Annotated in this window: 19 protein-coding genes and 1 pseudogene; 12 read left to right on the forward strand and 8 right to left on the reverse strand. The window is 71.9% G+C overall.

Going from position 1 to position 26484, the window contains the following annotated elements:
• Positions 1-311: 311 nt before the first annotated feature.
• Together AN215_RS12390 and AN215_RS12395 are read right to left on the reverse strand one after the other, a co-directional pair.
• On the reverse strand, positions 312-1571 hold the full coding sequence (locus tag AN215_RS12390; protein WP_070009164.1) for a metallophosphoesterase: 1260 nt from the start codon (positions 1569-1571) through the stop codon (positions 312-314).
• A gap of 278 nt (positions 1572-1849) precedes the next feature.
• Positions 1850-2992 (reverse strand): LacI family DNA-binding transcriptional regulator, encoded by a 1143-nt coding sequence (locus AN215_RS12395; protein WP_070009165.1) that lies wholly within the window; start codon positions 2990-2992, stop codon positions 1850-1852.
• 438 nt (positions 2993-3430) lie between these two features.
• Here AN215_RS12395 and hisC point away from each other — a divergent pair, with 438 nt between their 5' ends.
• The 4 genes from hisC (at position 3431) to cydD (ending at position 11162) form a co-directional block, all read left to right on the forward strand.
• Entirely contained in the window at positions 3431-4510 is a 1080-nt protein-coding gene (gene hisC, locus AN215_RS12400; protein WP_070009166.1) for a histidinol-phosphate transaminase, read from the forward strand.
• A 253-nt stretch (positions 4511-4763) separates the two neighbouring features.
• Entirely contained in the window at positions 4764-6293 is a 1530-nt protein-coding gene (locus AN215_RS12405; RefSeq protein WP_070009523.1) for a cytochrome ubiquinol oxidase subunit I, read from the forward strand.
• 47 nt (positions 6294-6340) lie between these two features.
• Positions 6341-7342 carry a cytochrome d ubiquinol oxidase subunit II gene (gene cydB, locus AN215_RS12410; protein ID WP_070009167.1) on the forward strand — a complete coding sequence of 334 codons (1002 nt, stop codon included), beginning with the start codon at positions 6341-6343 and terminating at the stop codon, positions 7340-7342.
• Positions 7343-7355: 13 nt separating this feature from the next.
• On the forward strand, positions 7356-11162 hold the full coding sequence (gene cydD / locus AN215_RS12415; RefSeq protein ID WP_070009168.1) for a thiol reductant ABC exporter subunit CydD: 3807 nt from the start codon (positions 7356-7358) through the stop codon (positions 11160-11162).
• Here the strand turns inward: cydD and AN215_RS30335 are convergent.
• Both AN215_RS30335 and AN215_RS12425 read right to left on the reverse strand, forming a co-directional pair.
• Positions 11140-11964: pseudogene (locus AN215_RS30335) on the reverse strand (Cof-type HAD-IIB family hydrolase); the annotation flags it as partial. The gene cydD and the pseudogene AN215_RS30335 overlap by 23 nt on opposite strands.
• Positions 11965-12218: 254 nt before the next feature.
• Positions 12219-12638 carry a DUF1398 family protein gene (locus tag AN215_RS12425; protein ID WP_070009169.1) on the reverse strand — a complete coding sequence of 140 codons (420 nt, stop codon included), beginning with the start codon at positions 12636-12638 and terminating at the stop codon, positions 12219-12221.
• Positions 12639-12753: 115 nt separating this feature from the next.
• Here AN215_RS12425 and AN215_RS12430 point away from each other — a divergent pair, with 115 nt between their 5' ends.
• Positions 12754-13209 (forward strand): MarR family winged helix-turn-helix transcriptional regulator, encoded by a 456-nt coding sequence (locus tag AN215_RS12430; RefSeq protein WP_070009170.1) that lies wholly within the window; start codon positions 12754-12756, stop codon positions 13207-13209.
• 90 nt (positions 13210-13299) lie between these two features.
• Here AN215_RS12430 and AN215_RS12435 read toward each other — a convergent pair whose 3' ends face one another.
• Positions 13300-14232 (reverse strand): LLM class flavin-dependent oxidoreductase, encoded by a 933-nt coding sequence (locus AN215_RS12435; RefSeq protein WP_070009524.1) that lies wholly within the window; start codon positions 14230-14232, stop codon positions 13300-13302.
• A 139-nt stretch (positions 14233-14371) separates the two neighbouring features.
• On the opposite strand from AN215_RS12435, the gene htpX reads away from it, so the two are divergent.
• Together htpX and pspAB are read left to right on the forward strand one after the other, a co-directional pair.
• Positions 14372-15286: a zinc metalloprotease HtpX gene (htpX, locus tag AN215_RS12440; RefSeq protein WP_070009171.1), complete on the forward strand. Its 915-nt coding sequence runs from the start codon at positions 14372-14374 to the stop codon at positions 15284-15286.
• A gap of 106 nt (positions 15287-15392) precedes the next feature.
• Positions 15393-16082 carry a PspA-associated protein PspAB gene (gene pspAB / locus AN215_RS12445; protein ID WP_070009172.1) on the forward strand — a complete coding sequence of 230 codons (690 nt, stop codon included), beginning with the start codon at positions 15393-15395 and terminating at the stop codon, positions 16080-16082.
• A gap of 116 nt (positions 16083-16198) precedes the next feature.
• Here pspAB and AN215_RS12450 read toward each other — a convergent pair whose 3' ends face one another.
• From AN215_RS12450 to AN215_RS12460, 3 genes are all read right to left on the reverse strand, one after another.
• Entirely contained in the window at positions 16199-17677 is a 1479-nt protein-coding gene (locus AN215_RS12450; protein WP_070009173.1) for a cryptochrome/photolyase family protein, read from the reverse strand.
• A gap of 230 nt (positions 17678-17907) precedes the next feature.
• Entirely contained in the window at positions 17908-18921 is a 1014-nt protein-coding gene (locus tag AN215_RS12455) for a MerR family transcriptional regulator (RefSeq protein WP_070009525.1), read from the reverse strand.
• A gap of 140 nt (positions 18922-19061) precedes the next feature.
• Positions 19062-20837 carry an SDR family oxidoreductase gene (locus AN215_RS12460; RefSeq protein ID WP_070009526.1) on the reverse strand — a complete coding sequence of 592 codons (1776 nt, stop codon included), beginning with the start codon at positions 20835-20837 and terminating at the stop codon, positions 19062-19064.
• A 422-nt stretch (positions 20838-21259) separates the two neighbouring features.
• On the opposite strand from AN215_RS12460, the gene AN215_RS12465 reads away from it, so the two are divergent.
• The 5 genes from AN215_RS12465 (at position 21260) to pheA (ending at position 26173) form a co-directional block, all read left to right on the forward strand.
• The gene (locus tag AN215_RS12465; protein WP_079122926.1) at positions 21260-22309 is read left to right on the forward strand and encodes an ABC transporter ATP-binding protein; all 1050 of its coding nucleotides are present in this window, start codon (positions 21260-21262) and stop codon (positions 22307-22309) included.
• Positions 22299-23237, forward strand: coding sequence for an ABC transporter permease subunit (locus AN215_RS12470; protein WP_079122927.1), 939 nt, complete (start codon positions 22299-22301; stop codon positions 23235-23237). The genes AN215_RS12465 and AN215_RS12470 overlap by 11 nt, the downstream gene beginning before the upstream one ends.
• Before the next feature lie 132 nt (positions 23238-23369).
• Positions 23370-24287 carry an ABC transporter ATP-binding protein gene (locus AN215_RS12475; RefSeq protein ID WP_070009175.1) on the forward strand — a complete coding sequence of 306 codons (918 nt, stop codon included), beginning with the start codon at positions 23370-23372 and terminating at the stop codon, positions 24285-24287.
• A gap of 14 nt (positions 24288-24301) precedes the next feature.
• Positions 24302-25024, forward strand: a complete 723-nt coding sequence (locus AN215_RS12480) for an ABC transporter permease subunit (RefSeq protein WP_070009176.1) — start codon at positions 24302-24304, stop codon at positions 25022-25024.
• Positions 25025-25243: 219 nt separating this feature from the next.
• Positions 25244-26173 carry a prephenate dehydratase gene (pheA, locus tag AN215_RS12485; protein ID WP_070009177.1) on the forward strand — a complete coding sequence of 310 codons (930 nt, stop codon included), beginning with the start codon at positions 25244-25246 and terminating at the stop codon, positions 26171-26173.
• Positions 26174-26484: the final 311 nt, after the last annotated feature.

A 26484-nucleotide genomic window follows, 5' to 3' on the forward strand; every position in this document is an offset into this window, starting at 1 on the left:
CCCAGGGAGGACCCCCACCCGGGCCGACAGACCCAGGGGGAGGGCGGGGCAGCCACAGCGAGGGTAGGCGAATTCGCAGCAGCAGAACCGATTTTAGTGGGAGTCCGGCACTTCCTGAGAGAGAGTTTCCGGTAATTGCCTCTTCCCGGCAACGTGTTCCGCGCCCCTGCGCGCCCGCCCGTGCCCGCGTACGCCCGCCTTCCTCCTGGGCCCGGCGGCCCGGTGGGCGTCCCCCGGCTGTGCGATCTGGGGGTGCCCCAGCCGTGCGAGGTGGGGGTCCCCCAGCTGTACGAGCGGGAGAGAGAGCCCGGCTAGTCAGCCAACGGCAGCTGTGTGACGAGGAGTTTCCCGTCCATGGTCACCCCGCCGTCCATGGCGATGGCCAGCCCGTCGGCGTACAGGTGCGGGCCGGTCACCTCCGGCAGGACGTCCTCGTCCGCGTCCGCGCCGTCGGCGGCCTCGCCGGCACCGTTGGCGGCGAACTCCCCGAGCAGGTACGGGATGGGGCTGTGCCCGTGCACGATCTGACGGCCGCCGAATACGGTGAGCAGTTCGCGCGCCGCCAGGGAGCCCGTCTCGTCGCGGAAGGCGAAACGCTTGGTGAACTTGCGGAACAGGTCCCAGGTCTCGTCCGCGTCGTTGCGCTGCAGGGCCTCGGTGATGGCGTCGTTCACGCCCTCGATCGTGTTGCCGTAGTCGAGATAGCAGGTGGCGTCCGAGTGCAGCAGGAGGTGCCCGTCGGCCAGCGCCATCGCGTCGAGGCGTGACATCCACTGGATGTGGTGGTCCTCGAGCCGTTCCATGTCGGAGCGCTGACCGCCGTTGAGCAGCCATGCCGCCTGGAACGAGGCAGTGCCGGCGCTGGAGTTGACGGGTGTGTCCCCGAACTTCTTGGCGCCGATCAGCAGCAGTTCGTGGTTGCCCATGAGGGCCTTGCAGTAGCCGCCGGCCGCGGCGGCCTGCGCGGAGAGGTTCATGACGAGGTCGATGACACCGATGCCGTCGGGCCCGCGGTCGGTGAAGTCGCCGAGGAACCACAGCCGGGTGCTGCCGGCGGCCCAGTTGTCCTGGCTGTCGGTGATTCCGGCACCGTGCAGTGCGGCGCGGAGCTCGTCGAGGTAGCCGTGGACGTCGCCGACGACGTAGAGCGGGCCCTCGCCCTCTTCCGCGGCGGGATGCGCGGCCACGTCGACGAGTGTCGGTTCGTGCCCTTCGGGTTGCGCGCCGGAACCGATGACCGGCAGATCGCGTTCCGTCGGGGTGTATCCGTCGTCGGGCTCCTCGGAACTGCCCTCTTCACGCGCGGGAGCCGACGACCGGTGCGCGGAGAAGGGCGGCACGGCAGCCGCGGCACCGGCCGGACCGGCCGGAGAGTGCGCGGCGGCGGGTGCCGGCGGAGCGGTCTCCGGCAGCGCCGGCGGTGTGGTCTGCGCGCGGTGCGCCGGATCTGCGGCCGGTGTTCCCGGTGCGCCCGGTGTTCCCGGGGCTCCGGGGCCGTGCGCGGCGGCACCGCCGCCCTGCAACATCCCGGGTCCCTGACCGGCCCCCTGAGTCATCGACCCCTCCACCATCGCGCGCCGCCGTGCACCTGTCCGGACCTCGCCCTGCCTGCTTCGGCGGGGACTCCCGCCCGTTGCCTGTCACGCCGACCCACGGGTCCACGGTCGCACAGACCGGGATCGGGTTCCGGTGTCGTGCGACCCATCATAGGAACGCCGGTAGCGGCTTGTGACGCACCTGGGGGTGGCAATTGCGGCCCGGCCGCGAGGGGGTGGCGCATTCCTCCGGGAATTCCCCTCTCGTCCTCGGGTGCTGCCGTGGCCCGAATGTCCGTCAGGCGTTTGCCGGATCAGTCCGTACCGGCTCCGGGCCCGGGGCCGGGGGAGCGCGGCGCGCTGACGGTGGTGCGGGGCGGCCGGCGCTGCGACGACGTACGGACGATGAGGTCGGTCGGCATCACCTGCTGCACGGGTGCGTCTTGGCCGATGCCCTCGATGGCGTCGATGAGGAGCTGGATGACCGTGTTGCCGATGCGGCCGGGCTTGAGCGAGAGCGTGGTGATGGGCGGCTCGGTCGTGGCGTAGACGCTGGACTCGCTGCAGCAGACGAGCAGCAGGTCCTCGGGTACGCGCAGTCCGTAGCGCCTGGCCGCGGCGAGCAGGTCCGTGCCGTTGGGGTCGAAGAGCCCGTACACGGCGTCCGGTCGGTCGGGCCTGGCCAGCAGCCGGTCGGCGGCGACGGCGCCCGCGCACGGGTCGTGCGCCGGGTAGGTCTCGTAGACGGGTTCCTGGCCGACGCGGGCGCACCAGTCGAAGTACGCGGTGGTCGACAGCCGTGTGTAGGTGTCGGTGGTGGTGCCGGTCAGCAGGCCGATGCGGCGGGCGCCGGCTTCGGCGAGGTGGTCGAGGAGGCCCTGGACGGCTTCCTCGTGGTCGTTGTCGACCCAGGCCGTGACGGGGAGCGAGCCCGCGGGGCGCCCGTCGGACACGACGGGAAGCCCGGAGCGCACGAGTTCGGTGACGACCGGGTCCTCGTCGGAGGGGTCGATGACGACGGTGCCGTCGAGCGCGACGTTCGACCACAGGTCGTGCCGCGAGGTGGCGGGCAGGATGACCAGTGCGTACCCGCGGGCGAGCGCCGCCGAGGTGGCGGCCCTGGCCATCTCGGCGAAGTACGCGAACTCGGTGAAGGTGAACGGTTCTTCGCCGTACGTGGTGACCGTGAGCCCGATCAGGCCGGACTTGCCTGTGCGGAGTGTGCGGGCGGCGGCCGAGGGCCGGTAGCCGAGGCGCTGGGCCACCTCGCGCACATGGCTGCGGGTGGCGTCGGGGAGGCGGCCTTTGCCGTTGAGCGCGTCGGAGACAGTCGTGATCGAGACGCCGGCCGCGGCGGCGACATCGCGGATGCCCGCGCGCCCGCTCAGCCGGCTTCCCCCGTGTGCCCGGCGCGAGGCCGCTGCCCGGCCCACCTGATGCTTCTCTGCTGCTGTCATGGCGCCCCGATCGTAGGCCCGCCACGGAGGGGGTGCTGGCCACTTCCGGGGGACCCCAGAAGGCACGATTCTGCATGTGCGACGGCAGCCAACTGCCTTGGAATACACGACAGTTGACGACGCATCATGAACTTTGGCCGACTCGGCGGGCGATTGTGCCCACGGATACGGCGATGTTGCGAGGAGGTCTCAACTCACCTTCATGAGTGACGCGCGCCACGGCTCAAGCCACCGGCGCGGCAGTGCGTCATGGGGCTCGCGGCATTTACGTACGCGCCCCCTGGTGGGCGTCCTCGCAGTCCTCCGGCGGACTCCGTCCGTACTCCGCCCCTCCCGGGGCCCGCGGAATACGGCACCGCCTCGCCGACGCTCCCTTGCCCGATTCCTCTTAGGGTTAGCAGTATTGATGTCGGAGGCAGGTACGAGGAGGAGTCAGCGGTGAGCGAGAAGAAGCCCAGGCTGCGCAGCGCGCTCGAAGGCATCCCCACCTACAAGCCGGGCAGGCCGGCCGCTTCCGGGCCCGCCGCGTACAAGCTGTCCTCGAACGAGAACCCGTACCCGCCGCTCCCCGGCGTGCTGGAGACGCTGACGGCGTCGGCCGGCGCCGCCAACCGCTACCCGGACATGGCCTGCACCGGCCTGATGGAGGCGATCGCGGACCGCTTCGGCGTCCCCGTCGAGCATGTGGCCACCGGCACCGGCTCGGTCGGCGTCGCACAGCAGCTGCTGCAGTGCACGGCAGGCCCCGGCGACGAAGTGATCTACGCCTGGCGCTCCTTCGAGGCCTATCCGATCATCACCCAGATCTCCGGCGCCGCCTCTGTGCAGGTGCCTCTGACGGACGGCGAGGAGCACGACCTGGACGCCATGGCCGGCGCCGTCACCGACCGCACCCGCCTGATCTTCGTCTGCAACCCCAACAACCCCACGGGCGTGGCCATCCCGGGGGACGCCCTGGAGCGGTTCCTCGACCGCGTGCCGGACGACGTGCTGGTCGTGCTGGACGAGGCCTACCGCGAGTTCGTACGGGACGAGGGCGTCGTCGACGGTCTGGATCTCTACCGCGACCGCCCCAACGTGTGTGTGCTGCGCACCTTCTCCAAGGCCTATGGTCTGGCCGGCCTGCGGGTCGGCTTCGCCGTCGCCCACGAGCCGGTCGCCGCCGCCCTGCGCAAGACCGCCGTGCCCTTCGGCGTCAGCCAGCTCGCCCAGGACGCCGCGGTCGCCTCACTGCGCAGCGAGAACGAACTGCTGGAGAGGGTCGAGTCGCTCGTCGCCGAGCGTGCGCGCGTCTCGCGTGAGCTGGTCGCCCAGGGCTGGACGGTGCCGGAGTCGCACGCCAACTTCGTCTGGCTGCGGCTCGGTGACCGTACGAGCGCGTTCGCGGCGGCCTGTGAGCAGTCGGGCGTGATGATCCGGCCCTTCCCGGGCGAGGGCGTGCGGGTCTCCGTGGGGGAGACGGAGGCGAACGAGATCTTCCTGCAGACCGCCGCCGCCTTCCGCAAGAGCGAGTTCTGACGCCGGCGCTCCGGGCTGCCTGACGCCCGCGCTCCGCGTCCGCCGGCGGCCGCCGCACCAGGGTTGCGGTGGCCGCCGGGTCTGTTTCCGGACCCCGCTCGTCGTGTCCGAAAAGACCGGTCGTAGTATTTCTTGTGAATGTGAACTCATTCACGAGCACCACTTGTGGTCCGGTCATTCCTGTCCGAACGCGGACGAAACTCCTCGCCGGACGCCGGCCACAGCCGCGAGGCAAAGGAGACAGCCGGTGGAGATGACAGCCCTGGCGCCGGAGACCCTGGCGCGCTGGCAGTTCGGCGTCACGACCGTCTACCACTTCCTGTTCGTTCCCCTGACGATCTCGCTCGCCTCGCTCGTCGCGGGCCTGGAGACGGCGTGGGTGCGCACGGGCAAGGAGAAGTACCTCAGGGCCGCCAAGTTCTGGGGCAAGCTCTTCCTGATCAACATCGCCATGGGTGTGGTGACCGGCATCCTGCAGGAGTTCCAGTTCGGCATGAACTGGTCGGACTACTCGCGTTTCGTCGGGGACGTCTTCGGCGCACCCCTCGCCTTCGAGGCGCTCATCGCCTTCTTCTTCGAGTCCACCTTCATCGGTCTGTGGATCTTCGGCTGGGACAAGCTGCCCAAGCGGATCCACGCGGCCTGCATGTGGATGGTGGCCGTCGGGACCGTGCTGTCCGCGTACTTCATCCTGGCGGCCAACTCCTGGATGCAGCACCCCGTCGGCTACCGCATGAACCCTTCGAGCGGCCGGGCCGAACTCACCGACTTCGTACGGGTGCTCACCCAGAACACGGCCGTCGCGCAGTTCGCGCACACACTCGCCGCCGCCTTCCTCACCGGCGGGGCGTTCATGGTCGGCATCGCCGCGTACCACCTGATGCGTGGACGGCATGTGGCCGTGATGCGCTCCTCGCTGCGGCTCGGTCTCGTCACGATGGCACTCGCCGGAGTGCTCACCGCCGTCACCGGCGACCGGCTGGGGAAGATCATGTACGACCAGCAGCCGATGAAGATGGCCGCCGCCGAAGCGCTGTGGGAGACCAAGGGGCCGGCGCCGTTCTCGCTCTTCGCCTACGGCGACGTGGGTCCCCCGAAGACCGGCCACAACAAGGTCGCCGTCGAGATCCCCGGGCTGCTCTCGTTCCTGGCACACGACAACTTCTCCGAACCCGTCCCCGGCATCAAGGACACCGAGGACGCGCTGCGTGAGAAGTACGGCGACAAGTTCGACATCGCCGACTACCGGCCCAACATCCCGCTCGCCTACTGGTCGTTCCGGTGGATGATCGGCTTCGGGATGTCCTCCTTCGCGCTCGGCGCCGCCGGGCTGTATCTCACCCGCCGCCGGCTCTGGCTCTCGCCACGGCTGCGCACGTCGGACGAGGAGGTGCCGCGCCTCGCCCTCACCCGCGAGCGCGAACTCGGCCCCGCCCTCACCGGCTGGTACTGGCGGCTCGCCCTGCTGACCCTGGCGTTCCCGCTGATCGCCAACTCGTGGGGCTGGATCTTCACCGAGACCGGCCGGCAGCCCTGGGTCGTCTACGGCGTGCTGCCGACCGCCGCGGGCGTCTCGCCCAGTGTCAGCCAGGCGGAGGTCGTCACCTCGATGAGCGTCTTCATCGCCCTGTACGCGGTGCTCGCCGTCATCGAGGTCAAGCTGCTGGCGAAGTACGTGAAGGCCGGACCGCCCGAGCTGACGGACTCGGACCTCAATCCGCCGACCCGGATCGGCGGTCACGACGCCGACGACCCCGACCGTCCCATGGCCTTCTCCTACTGACCTCCTGCCGACGCAGTCCCCTGACGCCTCCTGCTGAGGAGCACGCGATGCAGCTTCACGACATCTGGTTCGCGGTGATCGCCGTACTGTGGACCGGCTACTTCTTCCTCGAAGGCTTCGACTTCGGCGTGGGCGTGCTCACCCGGCTCCTCGCCCGCGACCGCCGCGAACGGCGCGTACTGATCAACACGATCGGCCCCGTCTGGGACGGCAACGAGGTCTGGCTGCTCACCGCCGCGGGCGCCACCTTCGCCGCCTTCCCCGACTGGTACGCCACGCTCTTCTCCGGCTTCTATCTGCCGCTGCTGGTCATCCTGGTCTGCCTGATCGTCCGCGGTGTCGCGTTCGAGTACCGCGTCAAGCGCACGGAGAAGAGCTGGCAGGACCGCTGGGAGGCGGCCCTGTTCGTCACGTCGCTGCTGCCCGCGTTCCTGTGGGGCGTCGCCTTCGGCAACATCGTCCACGGCGTGCCCATCGGCGCGGACAAGGACTACGCGGGCGGCCTGGCCGATCTGCTCGGCCCGTACGCGCTCCTCGGCGGGCTGGTCACCCTCACCCTGTTCACGTTCCACGGCGCGGTGTTCACGGCGCTGAAGACGACGGGCGGCATCCGGCCGCGCGCCCGGCGTCTGGCAACCGTCCTCGGCCTGGGCTCGTCCGTTCTCACCGCGGTCTTCCTCACCTGGACGCAGCTTCACTCCGGCGACGGCAGGAGCCTCGTCGCCGCGGCGGCCGCCGTCCTCGCGCTGCTCGCCGCCGTCGCCGCCAACGCAGCCGGACGTGAGGGCTGGGCCTTCGGGCTGTCCGGGGTGACCATCGCCGGGACGGTGGCCGCCCTGTTCCTCGCGCTGTTCCCCGACGTCATGCCCTCGACGCTCGACCCGCGCTGGAGCCTGACCGCGGAGGGCGCCGCGTCCAGCCCGTACACGCTGAAGATCATGACGTGGTGCGCGGCCGTCGCCACGCCCGTCGTCATGCTCTACCAGGGCTGGACGTACTGGGTCTTCCGCAAGCGGATCGGCACCCAGCACATCGCGGAGAACCACTGATGGGGAGGCACCGGTGAGGCCCGTCGACCCCCGCCTGCTCACCTACGCGCGCACCACCCGCGTCTTCCTCGTCGCGTCGGTGGTGCTGGGGCTGGCCTCGGCGCTGCTCGTCATCGGGCAGGCCGTGCTGATCGCGGACATCGTCGTCCGGGCCTTCCAGGACGACGCCGCGGTGAGCACCCAGCTGCTGCTGCTCGTCGCGGTCACGGCCGGCCGGGCCCTGGTCTCCTGGCTCACCGAACTCGCGGCGCACCGCTCGAGCGCGGCGGTCAAGTCCGAGCTGCGCACCCGGCTGCTGGACCACGCCGCGGCCCTCGGGCCCTACGGGCAGGCGGACCTGCGCACCGGCGAACTGGCGACGCTCGCCACCCGCGGGATCGACGCCCTCGACGGCTACTTCTCCCGCTACCTTCCCCAACTGGCCCTGGCCGTCGTCGTTCCCGTGGCCGTGCTGGCGCACATCGTGACGGCGGACTGGGTCTCGGCGGTGGTCGTCCTCGTCACGCTCCCCCTCATCCCGCTCTTCATGGCCCTCGTCGGCTGGGCGACGCAAACCCACACGGACCGCCGGTGGCGGCTGCTCTCCCGGCTCTCCGGTCACTTCCTCGACGTCGTCGCGGGCCTGCCCACGCTCAAGGTCTTCGGCCGCGCCAAGGCGCAGGCCCGCAACATCCGTGCCATCACGGCCGACTACCGCCGGGCCACCCTGCGCACCCTGCGCATCGCCTTCCTCTCCTCGCTGGTGCTGGAACTGCTCGCCACGATCTCCGTGGCGCTGGTGGCGGTCGGCATCGGCATGCGCCTGGTACACGGCGAACTCGACCTGTACACGGGCCTGTTGGTCCTCGTGCTCGCGCCGGAGGCGTATCTGCCGCTGCGCCAGGTCGGTACCCACTACCACGCCGCCGCCGAGGGGCTGTCCGCCGCCGAGGAGGTCTTCGCCGTCCTCGCCGAGCCGTTGCCGCACTCCCCGCGGGCCTCTCGGCCCGGGTCGTGGTCCCCCCAGCGCAGCGAGGGGGAGGGGTCCCACGGTGCCGCCGCCCCCGACCTGCGCGGTGCCGTCATCACCGTCGACGGGCTCCGCGTACGCCACGAGGGCCGCGACCACGACTCCCTCCCGGCGACGGACCTGACACTGCGGCCGGGAGAGACGGTCGCCCTGACGGGGCCCTCCGGCGTGGGGAAGTCCACCCTGCTCCACGCGCTGCTCGGCTTCGCACGGCCCGCTTCGGGCGCCGTACGCGTCGACGGGACCGACCTGCGGGAGCTCGAACTCCCGGACTGGCACGCGCAGATCGCCTGGGTGCCCCAGCACCCGCACCTCTTCGCGGGCACGGTCGCCGGCAACGTACGCCTGGCCGACCCGGACGCCACCGACGCCGAGGTCTCAGCCGCCCTCGCCGCGGCGGAAGCCGGTCTCGACCCGGACACCGTCCTCGGCGAGAGCGGGACCGGCATCTCCGCGGGCCAGCGTCAACGCGTCGCCCTGGCACGGGCGTTCCTCAGCGGGCGGCCGCTGCTGCTGCTCGACGAGCCGACGGCGGCCCTGGACGGCGACACCGAGGCGTCGGTCGCCGGAACGCTCCGCCGGCACGCGGAGGACCGCACCGTCCTGCTCGTCACCCACCGCCCGGCCCTCCTGGCCGCCGCCGACCGCGTGGTCACCCTGCCGGCGCCCCGGGCCGCGGCACCGCTCCTCACGAAGCGGCAGCCGGCAGCGCGGACGGCGGGGAACGTGTCCGAAGGACCCGGCGCGCCGGCGCGGTCTGAACCGCAGCGGGACGACGGCGCGGGGGGAACGGAAGGGGCGGCGGAGCCGGAACGGCCCGGTGCCGAAGCCGCCCGTCACGTGGTCGCCGGGGAAGCTGTCGCCGGGGGCGCTGTAGCCGGGCGCGTGCCGCGCGGCCCCCGCCTGGCCGCGTCGGCCGCCCTCGGCTCGCTCGCCCTCCTCTCCGCCGTCGGCCTCATGGCCACCTCCGGCTGGCTGATCTCCCGCGCCTCCCAGCAGCCGCCCGTCCTCTACCTGATGGTGGCGGTCACCGCGACCCGCGCGTTCGGCATCGGCCGCGCCGTCTTCCGCTATGCCGAGCGGCTCGTCTCGCACGACGCCGTGCTCCGCGTGCTCGCCGACGTACGCGTCCGCGTCTACCGGAGGCTCGAACGCCTCGCCCCCGCCGCCCTCGGCCGCACCCACCGCGGCGATCTCCTCACCCGGCTCGTCGGCGACGTGGACGCCCTCCAGGACCGCTTCCTGCGCTGGCTGCTGCCCGCCGCCGTCGCAGCGGTCACCGGTCTCGCCGCGGTCGCCTTCACCGGAGCGCTGCTGCCCGCCGCCGGTGCCGCGCTCGCCGCCGGGCTGCTCCTGGCCGGTGCCGCCGTTCCGGCCGTCACCGGTGCGCTCTCCCGCCGTACGGAGCGCAGACTCGCCCCGGCGCGGGCCGCGTTGACGACCAGGGTGGTCGATCTCCTCACCGGTACCGGCGAGTTGACGGTCGCGGGTGCGCTGCCCGCACGTAAGGAGGCGGCACGCGCCGCCGACCGCTCCCTCACCCGGATCGCCGCCCGCTCCGCCGCCGCGACCGCCCTCGGCTCCGGACTGTCGGCCCTCGTGTGCGGCCTCACCGTGACCGCCGCCGCGTGGGCCGGGACTGCGGCGGTGCACGCGGGGCGGCTCGAAGGGGTGTGGCTCGCGGCGGTCGTGCTCACACCGCTCGCCGCGTTCGAGGCCGTGAACGGAATGCCGCTCGCCGTCCAGTACCGGCAGCGCGCGCGCCGTTCCGCCGAGCGCCTCCAGGACGTCCTGGACGCCCCCGAACCCGTACGGGAGCCGGCGCTGCCCGTGCCCGCCCCCGCCTCGCCGCTCCCGGTCACGCTCCAGGGGGTGACCGTGCGATACCCGGACGAGGAGCGTACGGACCGGGAGCGTACGGGCGGGACGCGTACCGGCAGGGAGCACGCGGACGGCGCCGGTCAGGGCGCGTACCGGGCGCCTCCGCCGCTCGCCGCGTTCGACCTCACGCTCACGCCCGGCCACCGGGTCGCCGTCGTCGGCGCCTCGGGCTCCGGCAAGACCACTCTCGCCCGTACGCTGCTGCGCTTCCTGGACGCGGAGAGCGGCTCGTACACGCTCGGCGGCGGTCCGGAGGGCGCGGGCGTACCGGTCACCGCCCTCGACTCCGACGACGTGCGCCGCTTCGTCGGCTTGTGCGCGCAGGACGCGCACGTCTTCGACAGCTCGCTGCGCGAGAACCTCCTCCTCGCGCGCAAGGACGCCACGGACGCCGCCCTGCGCAAGGCGCTCGCGGCATCGCGGCTGGAGACCTGGACGGACATGCTTCCGGACGGCCTGGACACGCTCGTCGGGGAGCACGGCGCGCGCCTGTCAGGCGGCGAGCGTCAACGGCTGGCGCTCGCCCGTGCGTTGCTCGCGGACTTCCCCGTCCTCGTACTGGACGAGCCCGCCGAACACCTCGACCTGCCCACGGCCGACTCCCTCACCGCAGACCTGCTGGCCGCCACCGAGGGGCGCACGACGGTCCTGATCACGCACAGGCTCAAGGGCCTGGACGCGGTGGACGAGGTGATCGTGCTGGACGGCGGCCGCACCGTCGAACGCGGTACGTACGGTCAACTGGCCGGCGCCGGAGGGCCGTTCAGCCGGATGCTTGCCCGTGAAGCGGCGAGCGACGCCCAGCGGCACCCCGGACCGCAGGACCCCCGCGGCCACCCGGACCGCCACGGCCACCCGGACCACCCGGCGTCCCGCCGGGAGCGGCGTCCGGCCGCCGGCGGCCGTGCCGGAGCAGCAGCCTCTCGATGATCTCGGCGACTCCGTCGGCCTCGTTGGAGGACGTGTGGTCCGTCGTCGCGGCGAGCACGTCGGGATGGGCGTTGGCCATCGCGTAGGACGTGCCCGCCCAGCTCAGCATCTCCAGGTCGTTGGGCATGTCACCGAAGGCGACGACCTCCTCCGGCAGGATGCCCCGCTCCGCGCAGCACCGCGCCAGCGTGCTGGCCTTGCTGACGCCCGAGCCGCTGATCTCCAGCAGCGCTGACTTGCTGGATCGCGTGAACTGGGCGTGCGCGCCCGCCACTTTGCGTCCCAGGGCGAGGAATGCGTCCGGTTCCAGCTCCGGGTGGTGTGCGAGCAGCTTGAGCACGGGCTCCTCGTGCTCCGGGCCGAGAAGCTTCTCCGCCGGTGCGACGATCCCGAGGGGGTCGGGGTGGAGTGCCGGGTACTCGGGGTCGAAGTGGATGCCGCCGGTGCGTTCGATGGCGAAGCTCACTCCGGGCGCGGCCTCCCGCAGCGCGCGGACGACCGCCAGCGCGTCGTAACGGTCCAGCGCACGGACCTCGACGACCTGCCGTCCGCGGTGCAGGTCGACGACCGCGGCACCGTTCGCGCAGATGGCGAGCCCGTGGCCGTGCACGTGGTCGCTGACGACGCCCATCCAGCGGGCCGGGCGGCCGGTCACGAAGAACACGTCGAGCCCCGCGGCCTCTGCTGCGGCGAGCGCGGCGACCGTACGTTCGGAGACGGTCTTGTCGTTGCGCAGCAGGGTGCCGTCGAGGTCCGTGGCGATCAGGCGGGGGCGTACCGGACGGGACGCGCCGGGCGCCACAGCCGCGACGGCCGAGGGCGCCGCGACGGCCGAGGACGCAGCGGGGGCCGAGGGGGCCGTGGGGGCGGCCGGCGGGGCGTCGCCGAAGGGCGAGGCCACGCGGGAATCGACTGCCGGATCGGTGGGGGGAGCGCTGGTGGCTCGGAATGCGGGCGGCTCAGTCACAGCGACCATCTTCCCGCATATGTACGCACACCCGTGCGGAGGGTTCCCCCGATGAGCGGACAGGGTGTCCGGGCCTTCGTCGCGCCATGTCACCGCCGGACCTCGACCTCGGGGTAGGTCTCGGTGTAGCTGTCGCCGTCGGCGCCGAAATAGGTGCAGGTGCGTGCGTCCAGGTCGACGTCGTACCAGACGACGCCGGCGTTCCAGCAGCCCTGGACGAACTCGGGGAACGTGGTCTCGCCCGCCTGGTCGGCGCGGAGTGCCGCGATCACCGCACGGCGGTCGAACCCCGGGACGCCCGCCATGCCCGTGACCAGGGGCGTGCCCTGTACGGCCACGGGCCCGGCGCCCGTGAGGTAGAGCATCGCGTTCGACGGCACAGCCATCCGGCAACGGGTGACCCCCGACTGCCGGAGCGTCTCGGCGAGGTAGGGGAAGCCGTCGGACTTCGGGCGGACGGCGTCCGCGCGCTCCAGGGCGGCCTTCAGGTTGGTGATCGCGTGGCTCATTCTCGTCTCCTGTGCGGGCTGGTGCGGGGGCCGGTGCGGGTGTGCGGTCTCCCCGCGGCTAGGATGACAACAGATATACGGAGTGACAACATGTTGTCAATGAGAGCGGTGTCGTATGCCGGACGAGATGGCCCTGCTGGTCGCGGACGTCTACGAGGCGGCGGGTCTGCTGCGCCGGTCCGGGGAGGCGGTGGCGGCGGAGGAAGGTCAGACGCAGGCTCGGTGGCAGCTGCTCAGCGTCGTCTCCGCCGGCCCGCTCAGCGTGGCCCGGGCGGCGCGCCGGCTCGGCATCTCACGGCAGGGGGTGCAGCGCGTCGCCAACGACCTCGTCCGTGAGGAACTGGCCGTCTTCGAGGCCAACCCGGATCACCGGAGCTCACCGCTCCTGTCGCTCACCGCCGAGGGGCAGGAGACGCTGAGCCGGATCACCGCCCGCGCCGCGGGGCTCAACGGCACGCTGACCGCAGGCATCCCGCCCGGCGAGATCGCCGCCGCCCGCGCGCTGCTGCGGCGCCTCATCGGGCGGCTGCGGACGCCGGAGGACGACCCGGGGCCCGGCCCGGCGGACTAGACGACACCGGGCCCGGCCGGACGGATCAGATGTGCCCGGCCCGACGGACTGGATGTGCCCCTGCCGGGCGGACCGGGGGCGCCGGCGGAGTCACGCCGCGCCGCGCAGCTGCGCGAGCCCCTCGGTGGCGATGCGTTCGAAGACCGCTTCGTCGGCCGCGAACTGCGTGTCCGCGATCGGCCAGTGCAGCACGATCTCGGTGATGCCCGCCTCCGCGTACTTCCCGGCGAAATCCACGAAGGCGTCGACGGACTCCAGGGGGCTCCCGGGAACGAATCCCGTGAGCAGGACCTTCTCCAGCTCCGAGGCGTCGCGCCCGGTCTGGTCGCAGGCCGTGCCGAGGCGGACGATCTGGTCGCGTACGGCCTGCAGTCCCTCGGCGGGGGTGCCGCCCGCGGCGACGCGGGGGTCGCCCGTGGTCACCCATGCCTGGCCGTAGCGTCCGGCGAGCAGCATGCCGCGGGGGCCGGTCGCGGCGACGGCGAAGGGGAGGCGGGGCCGCTGCAGACAGCCCGGGATGCCGCGTACCTCGTGAGCCGAGTAGAAGGTGCCGTCGTAGGAGACGACCGGTTCGCGCAGCAGCCGGTCGAGCAGCGGCACGAACTCGGCGAAGCGGTCCGCGCGTTCACGCGGCGTCCACGGCTGCCGGCCGAGCGCCGTCGCGTCGAAGCCGTTGCCGCCCGCGCCGACACCCAGGGTGAGGCGGCCGCCGCTGATGTCGTCCAGGGACATCAGCTCCTTGGCCAGCGTCACGGGGTGCCTGAAGTTGGGCGAGGTGACGAGGGTGCCCAGGCGGAGCCGCGAAGTGGCGGCCGCGGCGGCGGTGAGGACGGGCAGGGCGCCGAACCACGGTCCGTCCCGGAACTCGGCCCGCCACGAGAGGTGGTCGTAGGTGTAGGCGGCGTGGAAGCCCAGTTCCTCCGCGCGCTGCCACCGACGGCACCCGCCCTCGTGCCAGCGCTGGACGGGAAGGATCACGGTGCTCAGTCGCGGGACGTGCGCGGGACGAGGGGAGGAGACCATGGCGCCGAGCCTACGGCCGTGGCGCGCGGGACGGTCGCGCCGGGTCAGGTCACGGCTGCTCTCGGTCATTCGTCACAAAGGAAGTAAAGAGAGGACAATTACCTCATAGGTGACCTCGGGCGAGGGAGGAGCGTCCGTCATGGCAGCAGCTCGTGGGCGATACGTCGCCGACCGTGGGCTGACGAGCCGCATGGTGGTCACGATGTTTCTCATCGGGCTGCTCTACGTGGTGCTGGTCGGTTCGCTGATCGCGGCGATGAGCAACGCCTGGCCACTGATCGTGATCGCGGTGGGTGGCCTCTTCGTCGCGCAGTTCTGGTTCAGCGACCGCATCGCGGCCTTCAGCATGGGAGCCCGGGAGGTCACGCCCGAGCAGGCACCCGAGCTGCACGGTGCGGTCGACAGGCTGTGCGCGCTGGCGGACGTGCCGAAGCCGAAGGTGGCCATGGCCGACAGCGACGTGCCCAACGCCTTCGCCACCGGCCGCAGCCAGCGCAACTCGATGGTCTGCGCGACGACGGGCCTGATGCGGCGGCTGGAACCGGAGGAGGTCGAGGGCGTCCTCTCCCACGAGCTTTCGCACGTCGCACACCGCGATGTCGCCGTGATGACGATCGCCTCCTTCCTGGGCGTACTGGCGGGAGTGCTGACACGCGTCGCGCTGTGGGGAGGCCTGAGCGGCGCCGGGCGGAACGACCAGAGCGGCGCCGGGATCATCCTGCTGGTGATCCCGCTGGTGAGCATCCTCGTGTACATCCTCAGCTTCCTGCTGACCAGGCTGCTCTCGCGCTACCGCGAGCTGTCCGCCGACCGTGCGGGTGCCCTGCTGACGGGACGCCCCTCCGCGCTGGCCTCCGCGCTGACGAAGGTCACCGGACAGATGGCCCGTATCCCCACGCGCGATCTGCGCAAGGCCGAGCCCTTCAACGCCTTCTTCTTCGCACCGGCCTTCTCCGGCGAGACCGTCGCGACGCTCTTCTCCTCGCACCCCCCGCTGGAGCGGCGCCTGGAGCAGCTGAGCCGCATCTCGCAGCAGCTCGGCCGGCAGCAGTGACGCCACCTTCCGGACAGGCCGGCCGGCAGACCGAACTGCAGACCGGCCGGCAGACCGACAGAGAACAGAAACACCGCCCCGACTCGGTACGAGGGACGTGAACCCCGTGGGCCTCCTCGACGCGCTACTGGGCCGCAGCAAGCCCGTACGCCCCGATCTCGACCAGCTCTTCGCCCTGCCTGCCGCCGCGGTGACGCTCCAGGCGGGCGCGGACCTCCTCCCGACGGGGCTGGGGTCGGTGTGCTTCGCGAGCGTCGAGGGCGGCGCCTTCAAGCAGCTGCAGCGCGACGTACGGCAGTTGCTGGACGCGGATGTGGCCCCGGACCCCCGGGGAAGCGAGGGGGAGGGCCCTCAACGCCCTCAACAGGGCGGAATCCCCGTGGAGTTCAGCCAGGACGAGTACGGCTACACGTGGCTGGTCGCACGGCACGCACCGGAGGAGCTGGGCGAGCTCGTCAACGACCTGCACGCCGTGAACACCCTGCTGGAGGAGAACGGATTCGGGCCGCAGCTGCTCTGCTCGCTCGTCGGCTTCAGGGCGGCCGAGCGGGACGGCAGGACCGATGCGGGTGAGGGGGCGGGAGCGGAGGCCGACGCCGCGGCGCACGGCCGCTCGCTCGCCCTCGTCTATCTCTACAAGCGCGGCACGTTCTATCCGTTCGCCCCTCAGCCGGGACGGAAGGAGAAGCGGGACAGCGCACTGGAGCTGCAGATGCGCGGGCTGCTGACCGACGACCTGCCGGTCGAACCTGACCTGGGCCGCTGGTTCCCCGTCTGGGGGGCGCCCGGAATCTAGCCCTCTGCCGCATCCACCTCCCGCGCGCCCATCTCCCGCGCCCATCTCGCGCCCCCTCGCCTCCCTCTCCCTCGCCCATCTCGCGCCCCCTCGCCTCCCTCTCCCTCGCTGCCCGGTCAGGGGCGGTGCCGGGCCCGTTCGCCCGCCACGACGTCGTCGAGATCCGCGATGCGGTGGAGGTTGCGCAGCTGCGGCGCCAGCCGCGGATTCCCGGCCAGCCGCTCCTCGTTGCGGGCGAGGAACCACCAGTACCCGGCCGTGTACGGGCACGCGTCGTCACCGGAGCGCGCGGCGGGCCGGTAGACACAGTCGTGGCAGTAGTCGCTCATACGGTTGATGTAGGCGCCGCCTGCCGCGTACGGCTTCGTGGTGATGGTCCCGCCGTCCGCGTACTGGGACATCCCGATCACGTTGGCGGCCATGACCCACTCGTAGCCGTCGACGAAGCAGCGGTGGAACCAGTCGCTGAGTTCGGCGGGGTTCCATCCGCGCTGCAGGCCGTAGTTGCCCAGGACCATCAGACGCGGAATGTGGTGGGTCCACGCCCGGTCGCGTACGTTGCGCAGCACGTCGGACAGGCAGTGGGCCCGCACGTCCTCGGCGTCGAGTTCGGAGAACCATTCCGGCAGGTGGCGTCGCGCACGCAGGGCGTTGCGCCGTGTGTACTTCCGCCCGAAGTGCCAGTAGGCGTGCCACATGTAGTCGCGCCAGCCGATGAGCTGACGGATGTAGCCCTCGGCGCTGCGCAGGGGCACCTTGCCCTGCCGCCACGCGGACTCGGCGGCACGTGCGCACTCCAAGGGGTGCAGCAGTCCCAGGTTCATCGCCGCGGACAGGGTGCTGTGACTCATTGCCGGGTCCCCGGAGAGCATGGCGTCCTCGTACGGTCCGAATGCCGGCAGCCGCTTCTCGACGAAGTGCTTCAGTGCTCTCCGTGCCTCGGCGCGGGTGGCGGGGAACATCCGCGGTCCGTCGCGGCCGACGAAGGAGACCTCACCCCGCCGTTCGGCGGCGTCCAGGTCGGCCCGCACCTCCGCGTCGATGTCGTCCTCCTGCGGGCGGTACGGCGGGGACAGCCGGAGGCGGTCCTGCGAGGGCGGGGGCTCCCGGTTCTCCCTGTCGAGGTTCCACCGCCCGCCCGCGGGTTCGCCGCCGTCCATGAGGAGGCCGGTCAGGGCCCGGGCGCCCCGGTAGAAGCTCTCCATGCGCAGCGGACTCTTCCCGCGCCCCGCGGCCCACTCCTCGAAGTGGTCGCGGCTGGTGGCGAATCCGCGCGAGGGCAGCACCGTCACCCCGTCGAGACTCCGTACGAACCCGTCGGCCGCGCGGGAGGTGGGCCCGCACACCGTCAGGGGCCCGTGAACCCGGTCCAGTGCCTCGCGGTAAGTCCCGGCCTGTACGAACAGGGCCCGTTCGCCCAGTTCCGCGGCCCTGTGCCGAAGTGCCGAGAGCACCAGATGTGCCTTCTGCCGGTGGAAGCGCCGGCGACGCAGCACAGCTCGGGACTCGATCAGCAGTACCGGCTGGCTCTTCCCGTCGAGGAAGTGCGGGCCGAGCTGATCTGCGAAACACCACCGGCGCTCTGGGTCTGCCATCCGTCCACACTGCTGCAGCGCGGCAGGCTCCGCACACGCAGGCGCCCGTCAGAGTCCGGGCGGGGACGGGGCGACACCGGGCTCGGGCGGGGCGACACCGGGCGGGGACGGGGCGACACCGGGCCGGTATGCAGCAGACACCGGGCCAGGGTGGAGCAGAAACCGGCACACGCCGGCAGACACCCGGAGCGTGCGCGGAACAAGGACGGCAGTCCTCGCCGGACGTCTCCTCAGGAACCGGCCGCGAGGCGGTCCATCGTGCGGGCGTGCACCTCGCGTTCCGCGGCCGAGGCGATGAAGGCGGCAGCCTGCTCGGCACCGACCAGGGCCCTCACCGAGGCGAGGGTCCCCGCTGGGAGAAGCACCGGTTCGGTGACCGGCGCGTTGTCGGCGGCTTCGGCACTCCCGGCGGCTTCGTCGCTCGCGCTGGTTTCGGTGCTGTCGGCGGCTTCGGCGATCCCTGCTCCCGGTTGGCCGACCCCCTGCCCCCCGCCCCCACCCCCGCCCTCCCCCTCCGCCCCGTACGCCCCCTGCCGCAGGTGCTCGCGCAGGCTGCGCGAGGCGAACGTCCGCATGGCGCGGGCCAGTTCGGCGTCGACGGTCTGCTTGGCGAGCGGGCGCAGCCTGCGTACGAGACCCGCGGCCTCCGAAGCCTCCTCGTCCGTGGGGCCGCTTTGCGGACAGCGTCCGAAGATGTGCTGACCCGTGAAGTCCATGAAGCGGGCCGCTATGTGCTCCACCTGCGCCCGCAGTTCGCGGAGATGTCCGGTGAGCGCCAGCAACGGCACGCCCGCACGGTGGAGTTCGGCGGCGACGGCCAGCTCCTGAGGGCTGGGCACGAGGAACTCCCCCGGCCGCTCGGGCAGCGGCACCAGCACCCCCAGTTCGACGGCCTCGGCGACGGCGTCCTCGCTGCGGGCCGAGCCCTTGCCGAAGAGCCCGTCGAGCTCGTCGAGGCTGAGACGCTCCGGCACCTCCTCCGACCACGGCCGCTCGACCTCCGAGACGAGGCCCAGCACTCCGCTCAGCCCGCGGCCCTCGTCCCAGGCCGCCAGCAGCTCCTTGATGGAGGCCAGGGTGTATCCGCGTTCCAGCAGGGCGGATATCTGCCGCAGCCGGGTCAGATGCGAGTCGTCGTAGAGGTTCGCCCGCCCCCGGCGGCCGGGCCGGGGGAGCAGGCCCCGGTCCTGGTACGCACGGATCGTGCGGACGGTGGCGCCGCTGTGCCGCGCCAAGTCCTCGATGCGGTACTCACCTCCTGCACGACCGCCCGGCTCACCTCCTGCGCGACCGCCCGGCTCACCTCCACCGCGCGCCTCCCGCTCTCCGTCGTCCGGCCGCCCCGCGTCCCGCCCGTCCACGCGGGGTTCGCCCCCGGCGGCGGTCACAGCGGTGGCTCGATCCGGGCGATGGCGCGCAGCAGACGCGGCGAGACCCGGGCGAGCACCCGTGCGCCGCGCGCCTCCGGTGTCACGGGGACCACCGCCTGGTTGCGTACGACGGCGCGCATGATCGCCTTGGCGACCTTCTCCGGCGGGTAGTTGCGCAGCTCGTACAGCCGGGTCACCCGCGCCCGGCGGCGTCGCCGCCCGGCCTCGTCGAGGCCGACGAAGTGCGCCGTCCTGGTGATGTCGGTCTTGACCGGGCCCGGACACACCGCCGTGACGCCGATGTCCCGCCCCGCCAGCTCCGCGCGCAGCGACTCGCTCAGCATCAGCACCGCCGCCTTCGACGTGCCGTACGCGGGCAGCAGCCTCGTCGGCTGATAGGCCGCATCCGAGGCGACGTTGACGATGTGGCCGCCCTGGCCCCGCTCCGCCATCTGTGCGCCGAAGAGGCGGCAGCCGTGGATGACACCCCACAGGTTGACGTCGAGCGTCCGCTTCCAGTCCTCGACGCTGGTGTCGAGGAACGGACCCGCGACGCCTATGCCCGCGTTGTTCACGAGGACGTCAACCGTCCCGTACTCCTCCGCGACCCTGGCCGCCAGTTTCTCCATCTGCTGCTGGTCGCCGACGTCGACGGTTTCGGCCCATGCCCGCGGCGCACCTGCGCGCTCCGCCGACTGCGCCGTGTGCGCGGCCCGTTCCCCGTCCACGTCCACGGCGACGACCCGCGCACCGGCCGCCGCGAAGGACAGGGCGGTGGCCCGCCCGATGCCGCTTCCCGCGCCGGTGACCAGCACCAGCCTGCCGCCGAACCGCTCGGCGAACGCCCCTCTGCCGGCGGTGGCCCGCACCGGCTGCTCGGAGCCGCCGGCCCGGCCGGACTCCTGTGCATCGACGAAGTCGCCGATCCAGACGGCCAGTTGGTCGGGCCGGGTGCGCGGAATCCAGTGCTTGGCGTCCAGCGTGCGCCGCGTGAGCCCGGGCGCCCACAACTCCACGTCGTCGTAGAGCCGTTCGCTCAGGAAGACGTCGCGAGTCGGCGTGATCATCTGTACGGGCACGTGGGCGTGGCAGTCCTCACGCGGGTGACGCAGCCTCGCGCGCATGTTGTCGCGGTAGAGCCACGCGCCGTGCGCGGCGTCGCGCGGCAGCGACGACGTCGGATATCCGTCCGCCTGCAGCTTCTCGGCCCTGCGCAGCAGCTTCGGCCAGTACCGCGACAGCGGCCCCCGCCACGCCAGCTCCGGCAGGACCGGGGTGTGCAGCGCGTAGATGTACCAGGAGCGGGCGCCCTGGCCGAGGGTCTGCGCCAGCCGCCGCGGCGTCGGCCGGCTCACCCGCTTCCTGATCCAGTGCCCGAGGTGGTCGAGGGAAGGACCCGACATCGAGGTGAAGGAAGCGATCCGGCCTCTGGTCTCCGGCGCCGTGGCGAACTCCCAGCCCTGTACGGACCCCCAGTCGTGCCCCACCACATGGACCGGCCGCCCAGGGGAGACCGAACCGGTCACGGCCAGGAAGTCCTGCGTGAGCTTCTCCAGCGTGAATCCGCCGCGCAGCGGCTTGGGCGCCGAGGAGCGGCCGCAGCCCCGTACGTCGTAGAGCACCACGTGGAAGCGTTCGCTGAGCCGCCGGGCGACCTTCGACCAGACCTCCTTGCTGTCGGGATAGCCGTGCACCAGCACCACGGTGGGAAGCTCAGCGTCACCCAGCTCCGCGACGCACAGCTCGACGCCCTCCGGAGTGCGCACCCGGCGCTCCCGCGCGCCTTCCAGACCGGGATCGAGGTCGACGCCCGTACCGGTACCGGTGCCCGCGCCCGGACCCCGGCCCTGACCCGCGCCCGGACCCCGGCCCGTGTCCCGGCCCCGGGCCTCGCTGCCGCCGGTGCCCTCGTCGCCGTACCGCTCGCTCACAGCTCCCCCACCCGGTCTGGGCCGGCGGAATCCAACGTGCCCGCCGTGCCCGCGTATTCGACACCGTTCAATGTGACAACGGACGATGGCGGCGTCAATGGGACCTCCCGAGCCTGTGGATACCGGGGGTAAGCACGGGCTGCGCGCCTGACCGGCAGGGCTTTGGCCCCACTTGTCCTACGACCCCCTTAAGGGAGCATCACCCTTCGGTACCAGTCGGATCCAGCCCCCAGGGCGGACGTGACACACGGCTGTGAGGCCCTAGCGTCTGGGGGGTGACTGTGATTGCTATCGAAAGCCTGACCAAGCGGTACCCACGGGTGACCGCCCTGGACCGGCTGACCGTGGGCATCACACCGGGTGTTACCGGCCTGGTGGGCGCCAACGGGGCCGGTAAATCGACCCTCATCAAGATCCTGCTCGGACTCTCCCCCGCGACCGAGGGCGGCGCCACCGTGCTCGGCCTGGACGTCGCACGGGAGGGCTCGGCGATCCGCGAGCGCGTCGGCTACATGCCCGAACACGACTGCCTGCCGCCCGACGTCTCGGCCACCGAGTTCGTCGTCCACATGGCGCGCATGTCCGGGCTCCCCTTCACCGCCGCCCGTGAACGCACGGCGGACACCCTGCGCCACGTCGGCCTGTACGAGGAGCGCTACCGCCCCATGGGCGGCTACTCCACGGGCATGAAGCAACGCGTCAAGCTCGCCCAGGCCCTCGTGCACGACCCGAAGCTGGTGCTGCTCGACGAGCCGACCAACGGCCTCGACCCGGTCGGACGGGACGAGATGCTCGCGCTGATCCGCCGCGTCCACACGGACTTCGGCATCTCCGTGCTGGTCACGTCCCACCTCCTGGGCGAGCTGGAACGCACCTGCGACCACGTCGTCGTCATCGACGGCGGCAGGCTGCTGCGCGCCTCCAGCACCGCCGACTTCACCAAGAGCACCCCGTCCCTGGCGGTCGAGGTCACCGACACCGACGCCCACCCGGACGGTACGGAGGCGCTGCGCGCCGCGCTCGTCGCCGCCGGGCTCTCCGCGCAGGCACCCGGCGCGGCGGGCGCACCCGGTGCCGGACACCTGCTCATGGTCGACGCCACCGACGAGTCGGCGTACGACACCGTCCGCGACACCGTCATAGAACTCGGCCTCGGCCTGGTGCGGATGGAACAGCGCCGCCACCACATCGCCGAGGTCTTCCACACGGACAGCGGCGCCGGCGCGTCCGACGCCGGTGACGGAGCCGCCGCGGCCGCTCCCGCCGGCGTCCCGGCCGCCCACGACCGCGAACTCCAGCCGCAGAAGGGGGGCAGCGGCGATGCCGTCTGAGCCTCACGCCGGTACGCCCGTCGCCACCGCCGGCAAGCCGCCGGGGCAGCGCGGCGAGGACGTCATCCACAACATCGGCTACCGCAACTACGAGGGCGCCCGCCTCGGCCGCCGCTACGCACGGACGTCCCTCTTCCAGCAGTCCCTGCGCGGTGCGTACGGGCTCGGCCGTTCGGCCAAGTCCAAGGTCCTGCCGATGATCCTCTTCGCGGTCATGTGCGTGCCCGCCGCGATCGTCGTCGCCGTCACGGTCTTCACCAAGGCCAAGGAGATGCCGGTCGGCTACAACGAGTACGTCATCATCATGCAGCCGGTCATCGGCGTCTTCATCGCGGCCATGGCACCCCAGGCCGTCTCGCTCGACCTGCGTTTCCGCGTCGTACCGCTGTACTTCTCCCGCCCCATCGAGCGCAGCGACTACGTCGGAGCGAAGTACGCGGCCCTCGCCGCCGCGATCTTCGTCTTCACGGCGACGTCGGCGCTCATCCTCTACGTCGGTGCGCTGCTGGCCAAGCTCGACTTCGGCGACGAGACGAAGGGCTTCGCGCTGGGGCTCGTGTGCTGCCTCGTGTTCTCCGTGCTGCACGCGGGCATCGCGCTGGCGGTGGCCGCGGCGACACCGCGGCGCGGATTCGGCGTCGCGGCGATCATCGCCGTGCTGACGATTCCGTACATGCTCGTCAACGCCCTTCAGGCGATCGTCGCCTCCCAGGACAACGACCCGGCCGTCGGCTGGCTCGGCCTGGCGTCGCCCGGATCGCTCGTCGACGGCCTGCAGAGCAAGTTCCTGGACGGCAAGCACTCCTTCCCGGGCGGGCCGCCGGACCTGACCGGCGCGCAGGCCTCCGCCTACGCGCTGCTCACCGTCCTGCTCATCGCCGGCACGTACGCCCTGCTGCTGCGGCGCTACCGGAAGGCCGGGCTGTGACCGGCCACCCGTCCCCTCGCGCTCCGCGCCCGGGAGACCCCAAGGCCGCCGCGACCCTCGGAAGGAACGGGCTGCGCCCATGACGTCCCACCCGTCGCCCGCCGCCACCCTCGGAAGGAATGGGCTGCGCCCATGACGACTATTCATATCGACCACACCTCCCGCTGGTTCGGGAACGTCGTGGCCGTCAACGACATCACCATGGACATCGGGCCCGGCGTGACGGGCCTCCTGGGCCCGAACGGCGCCGGCAAGTCCACCCTCATCAACATGATGGGCGGCTTCCTGCCCCCCTCGACCGGGGGCGTCACGCTGGACGGGGCGCCGATCTGGCGCAACCAGAACGCGTACAAGGAGATCGGTCTCGTACCCGAGCGGGAGGGGATGTACGACTTCCTCACCGGCTGGGAGTTCGTGCTGGCCAACGCCGAGCTGCACAAGCTGTCCGACCCCGCGTCGGCCGCCCGCAAGGCGCTCGCCACCGTCGAGATGACGGACGCGCAGGACCGCAAGATCTCCACGTACAGCAAGGGCATGCGGCAGCGCGTGAAGATGGCCTCCGCCCTCGTCCACGACCCGTCCGTGCTGCTGCTCGACGAACCGTTCAACGGCATGGACCCGCGTCAGCGCATGCAACTGATGCAGCTGCTGCGGCAGATGGGCGAGACGGGCCGCACCGTGCTCTTCTCCTCGCACATCCTGGAGGAGGTCGAGCAGCTCGCCTCGCACATCGAGGTCGTCGTCGCCGGCAGGCACGCCGCCAGCGGCGACTTCCGGAAGATCCGCCGCCTGATGACGGACCGGCCGCACCGCTACCTCGTACGCTCCAGCGACGACCGGCGCCTCGCGGCGGCCCTCATCGCGGACGCCTCGACGGCTGGGATCGAGCTCGACTGGAACGAGAAGGCCCTGCAGATCCAGGCCATCGACTTCGGCCGGTTCACGGACGTCCTTCCCCGGCTCGCCCGCGAGCACGGCATCCGGCTCTACACGGTCTCGCCCTCGGACGAGTCCCTGGAGAGCGTCTTCTCGTACCTCGTCGCGGCCTGAAGGGAGCCTTCACGATGTACAACCAGACAGTCGCACGGCTCACCTACAAGGCCCTGCTGGGGCGCCGCCGCGCGCTGCTGCTGTTCGCGCTGCCGCTGCTGCTGCTCGTCGTGGCCGTCGCCGTGCGCCTCCTCGGCGACGTGGACGACGACGTCACGAAGCAGCTGCTGGGCGGCTTCGCGATGGCCACCATCGTCCCGCTCATCGGCGTCGTCGCGGGTACGGGCGCCATCGGCCCGGAGATCGACGACGGCTCGGTCGTCTATCTGCTGGCCAAACCGACCAGGCGCGCGGGCATCATCATCACCAAACTGATCGTCGCCATCGGCGTGACCGTCGCCTTCTCGGCGATCCCGGTGTTCCTCGCGGGCTACATCCTCAACGGCAACAGCCAGCAGATCGCCGTGGCCTACGCGGCTGCCGCCGCAGCCGCATCCGTCGCCTACAGCGCGCTGTTCCTGCTGCTGGGCACGGTCTCCCGGCACGCCGTCGTGATCGGCCTGGTCTACGCGCTGATCTGGGAGGCCCTCTTCGGCAGCATGGTGCCGGGGGCACGGGAGCTGTCCGTACAGCAGTGGGCCCTGACCTTGGCGCAGAAGATCGGCGGCAGCGGCGCCGGCATCACCTCCGAGGTGGGCCTGACGATGGGCGTGACGCTGCTGGCCGCCGCCACCGTGGGCGGCGCCTGGTATGCGAGCCGCAGGCTGCGCGTCTTCACGCTCGCAGGGGAGGAGTGAGAGCGCACACCGCCCGCGGCACAGGCAGGGGTGGGGGCTACGGTCACGCGTGACCGTAGCCCCCACCCCTGCGGGGTCCTCACCCGGGGGTGGCGGGGCACCCGGGAGTCCGCCCGGCGGGGGTGCCCCGGTGCCGTCCGTCAACGGGTGCGGCGGCCGTTCGACCAGCAGGTGAGACGCCCCGGCACGTCCCGCCGCCGGCGCGGCTAACGTGGCCTCATGTCACCAGCGAGCCGCTACACCTACCTCGGCCCTGAGGGGACCTTCACCGAGGCCGCCCTGCGTTCCCTCCCCGAGGCCGCCACCCGTGAGCTGACGCCGATGGTGTCCGTTCCCACGGCCCTGGACGCCGTGCGCAACAAGGAGGCGGCAGCAGCCCTCGTCCCCATCGAGAACTCGGTCGAGGGCGGCGTCACCGCGACGCTCGACGAGCTGGCGAGCGGCCGCCCGCTGATGATCTACCGCGAGGTGCTGCTGCCGATCGCCTTCGCGCTGCTGGCCCGGCCCGGCACCCCGCTGGAGAGCATCAAGACGGTGACGGGGCACCCCGTCGCGCAGCCGCAGGTGCGGCGCTGGATGGCGGAGCACATCCCGGACGCGGTGTGGGAGTCGGCGGCGTCCAACGCCGACGGGGCGCGGCTGGTGCAGGAGGGCCGCTACGACGCGGCGTTCGCCGGGGAGTTCGCGGCGGCCACGTACGGGCTGGAGCCGCTGGTGACGGACATCCACGACGTGGACAACGCGGCCACGCGCTTCGTTCTCGTGGGACGCCCCGCGCGGCCCGCGGCGGCGACCGGATCCGACAAGACCTCGGTCGTCTTCTGGCTGCGCGACGACCACCCGGGTGCGCTGCTGGAGGTGCTGCAGGAGTTCGCCTCGCGCGGTGTGAACATGATGCGCATCGAGTCGCGTCCGACGGGTGAGGGGATCGGGCGCTACTGCTTCTCGGTGGACTGCGAGGGCCATCTGCAGGACCGCCGGGTGGGGGACGTGCTCATGGGGCTGAAGCGCTCTTGCGAACAGGTGCGCTATCTCGGCTCGTACCCGCGTGCGGACGGCGGGCACGCGGCGGAGCGGCCCGGCACGACGGACGCCGAGTTCGTGGAGTCGGCGGACTGGCTGACGCGGTGCCTGGACGGGCGCGGCTGAACGGGCCGCTACGGGGCCGTGCAAGGGGCGTCGGTGCAGCCCGCAGAGTTATCCACAGGGTGCCGGGCGGGCTGTGCACAACTCGGGAAACCGAAACGGTCATTATCGACAAAGCCCCATGGAGACCACAAACGTGTCCCCAGGCCGTTCTGTTCGGCTTCGTCACAGGTATTCTCCTGAGTCACTCTTCGGTGTGAGTCAACCCCCCTCGAATGAGTGCTTATTACAGGTTTGCTACGGGATTTCCGGGTCGAGCGCGAGCCTCGAGGAACGACCCCCTCCACTATCCACAGCCCCCCGGGGAACCCTGT

The sequence above is a fragment of the Streptomyces abyssalis genome, assembly GCF_001751365.1.
GTDB lineage: Bacteria > Actinomycetota > Actinomycetes > Streptomycetales > Streptomycetaceae > Streptomyces > Streptomyces abyssalis.